The organism is Acidilobus sp. (assembly GCF_049973875.1).
GTDB lineage: Archaea > Thermoproteota > Thermoprotei_A > Sulfolobales > Acidilobaceae > Acidilobus.
The window spans coordinates 1-2,958 of sequence record NZ_JBMFJI010000058.1; the positions used below are offsets into that span (position 1 = coordinate 1).

A 2,958-nucleotide genomic window follows, 5' to 3' on the forward strand; every position below is an offset into this window, starting at 1 on the left:
GCGTACGCGACCCCAGAGAGGACGAGGCCGGCCGTCGAGGCCCTGAGGAAGGCCGATGCGACTGGGTTGAGGCCGCCCACGTCAGCTGGCCTTATCATGACCCACCCTGAGGCCCACGCTGGCTGCAGCCCCAAGGCCGGCAGGACCCCCTGAGGCGCTCGTCCTCCCCCTTGGCCCCTGCTTATCATAGCGACGCCGAGAACAACCATGAGGCCCCCGATGAGAGGGGCGATCGTGGGCCTCTCGCCTATTGCCGCCGCGAGGGCCTTCCCCATTATTATGAACCTGTAGGAGACGGCGCCGCCACGGAGACCCCAGCGACCCCTATGGACGCGAGGTAGAGGACGTCGCCAAGGCCGAGGGAAAAGGGCGCCGCTGGCCATGGCCCAGAGGGCCGCAGGCCTGAAGAGGCCAGGCAGGAGCGCCGGGGCAAGGACGAAGGAGGAACAAGTAGAGCGTCCTGAGCACGTTAACCCTGAGGGGGTCTACCCTTTGTACAAAGGGCTTGTAGTAGACGCTCACGTGGGCCCATATCAGTGCGGCCTCAAGGGCTGTGAGCTCGCCCAGCAAGCAGGCCCCCGCGCCTTGACCGAATACAGATATATACTAGCAGGACCTTTTTGCATAACCTGGATAGGTGAGTAGTGATTGTCGACACAAGAAGAGACAGAAAAATTTGAACAAGAACTAGAAGGGATCAGGAGGCTTAGGAGGGGCGTGCTATATCTTTTGCTGACGCCGCTCCTCATTATTGCAGCCCTCGTGATGGGAGGTAACACGGACGCGAGCGTAGGCGGGACAGAGGATGTCGCTGCCGGGGTGCTCTTCATGGTGGCCCTCGTGCTCGTGGCCCTGGCCTTCTCTAGCCTGCGCGCCAGTTTTAAGAAATTGGCGGCCGTTGTCAAGGGAGCCGGCCGTGGGTCCACCGGCGTGATCCTCGTCCTCGTCGGAGTCGTCATCGTTATAGTGGGAGCCTTTGTGGGAGGCGTTAGTCTTTTCAATAACGAGGGGTTCTTAATCACGGCTAGCCTCGTGCTCTACCTTGCTGGCATCATAGTAGCTGTTGTTGGGTTCTTCCTCATAGGCGTCGGTCTGTACGCGGTAGGCACACCTTATGGCAACGGCATGCTTAAGGTTGGCGGCACCCTCGTCGCGATACCTCTCTTCCTAACGCCGTTCATAGGGCTCATCCTGAGCTACGTCGGCCTCGGCGAGATAGAGTCCAGGTTGACCTCCTCCGCCCAGGCGTCAGCTGTGAACCAGACGTCGCGGCCTCCGTGAAAAAGGCGATGTAGACAGGCGGCTAAGTTAAACCCTAGACGACAGGCAAGAGGAACCTCGGCCTAGTCAAGGGACAGGATCGCTTGACCTAGGGCCAATTGTTAATAAGTCGGGGCCTTCGTGGCTTAGGGGAGCGCTTTGAGAAGGCTGTTCGGCACCGACGGCGTGAGGGGGCATACTGAGGGAGCTGATGACGCCAGCCTTCGCCCTCAGGATGGGCCACGCCATAGGGGCGTACTTCGGGAAGGGGGCCAGGGTCCTCCTGGCCAGGGACGCCAGGCGGCCGGCGACGCGCTCCTCTCGGTCTCCTTCTACTACCTCGTGAGTGGCCCGGCGTACCTGGCGGCGTTCGCGGCGCCCATAACAGCGATAGCGGCAGCCGAGGCCCTCCTGGCCCGGCGCGGCACTTTACCTCGCCAGGTAGCCTGACCCGCGTGAGGGCCGCCACGGCCAGGAGGCTCGTCGAGGAGGCCGTCACGTGTGTCGCTGAGCTGGGGGCCTCGGCCGAGCGGCTGGCTGGCCTGGGCGGCCGCGCCGCGGCCCTGGCCGCCGACGTGGTGTCGGTGGCGAGGGCGACTACGTCGGCCGCTAGGGCCAGGGGCCTCGCGGCCCCGAGGCCGAGGCCCCCGGACCCCGGCAGGGCCATGCTCGAGCTGGCCTCGGCGGCTTCGTCGTGCAGCCCGCTCAGGGGAGGCGGCCCGGCGCTGGTCTGGTCCCTGGTCGCGGTGGCTGGGCCGGAGCTCGAGGGGCTTCTCAGGTCCCTCGGGCCGAGGGTCGAGGCCGAGGAGGTGGTCTTCGACGTGCTGGGCCTGAGGGAGGTAGGCTCCGTCAGGTCGTCAGGCAGGGACGTGGCGGTCTACGGCTTCGACTTCCCTGACTGGGGCGCCGTGGCCGGGCTCGTGGACCTAGGGGTCCTCGACGGGCTCCCGTGGTCGCCTGACCAGCGGCGCCCAGGCGTTGAGGCGGCGCCCCTCTGCCGCGCGGTGAGCCCGGGGACCCTGACGTCGGCGCTGGCCTCCGCCGCCTCAAGGCTAGGGCGGCGCGGGGCCGCGGGCGCCGGGCCCAGGGACCTCCTGCTGGCGGCCTACGCTGAGGTGGTCGGCAGGCCCTCCGTGGGCTGTGACGAGGCCATGGCGTTGGCCTCTAGGCTGGCCTCGATGTCGCCAAGGCGCAGGCAAAGAAAATAGTCGGCGACTACCTCGCGCTCGCGGGGGCGAGGGGGAGGTGAGCGAGAGGAAGCCTAAGGCGAGCCTCACGGGCTGGTTCAAGGTACAAGAGGACAACGTCCAGTCAGGCCTCTTCGTGTACTTCAAGGTGGAGAAGGGGTTGCTGAGGAAGGAGGCGATGGAGCAGTACATAGCCATAGGCTACGACGCCATCCACGACGTCATGAGCGCCCACTGGAGGATCATAAACTTTGACGGCGAGGAGCACTACTTCTTCATCAGCGCGAGGCCCAGCGCGGGGCTCGTGGCCGAGTTCAGGGACCTCATGGCTAGGCTGGCCCAGGCCGAGGGCAAGGGCAGCGCGGGCATGAACGTCGCCATGGGCGTGGCCCTGTTAGAGCTCAGCAGGGTCACCATGGCCATGATCAATGAGCTGAGGAGGCTGAGCAGCGAGGCGGCCTCCAGGGCCGCCAAGGAAGACAAGGGCGGTAAGGAGGGAGGCGGCGCGCCC

At 65.7% G+C, this 2,958-nt stretch carries 4 protein-coding genes and 1 pseudogene; 4 read left to right on the top strand and 1 reads right to left on the bottom strand.

Annotation, left to right across the window (positions count from 1 at the left end; translation table 11 throughout):
* A pseudogene (locus ACP5H1_RS08210) lies at window positions 1–275 on the bottom strand (DMT family transporter); the annotation flags it as partial.
* A 373-nt stretch (window positions 276–648) separates the two neighbouring features.
* On the opposite strand from ACP5H1_RS08210, the gene ACP5H1_RS08215 reads away from it, so the two are divergent.
* From ACP5H1_RS08215 to ACP5H1_RS08230, 4 genes are all read left to right on the top strand, one after another.
* Window positions 649–1,281: a DUF973 family protein gene (locus tag ACP5H1_RS08215; protein ID WP_427973972.1), complete on the top strand. Its 633-nt coding sequence runs from the start codon at window positions 649–651 to the stop codon at window positions 1,279–1,281.
* A gap of 138 nt (window positions 1,282–1,419) precedes the next feature.
* Window positions 1,420–1,710: a hypothetical protein gene (locus ACP5H1_RS08220; RefSeq protein WP_427973974.1), complete on the top strand. Its 291-nt coding sequence runs from the start codon at window positions 1,420–1,422 to the stop codon at window positions 1,708–1,710.
* A gap of 5 nt (window positions 1,711–1,715) precedes the next feature.
* Window positions 1,716–2,468: a hypothetical protein gene (locus ACP5H1_RS08225; RefSeq protein WP_427973977.1), complete on the top strand. Its 753-nt coding sequence runs from the start codon at window positions 1,716–1,718 to the stop codon at window positions 2,466–2,468.
* Between the two features lie 37 nt (window positions 2,469–2,505).
* Window positions 2,506–2,958: hypothetical protein (locus tag ACP5H1_RS08230; RefSeq protein ID WP_427973980.1), on the top strand; the 453-nt coding region annotated here is incomplete at its 3' end.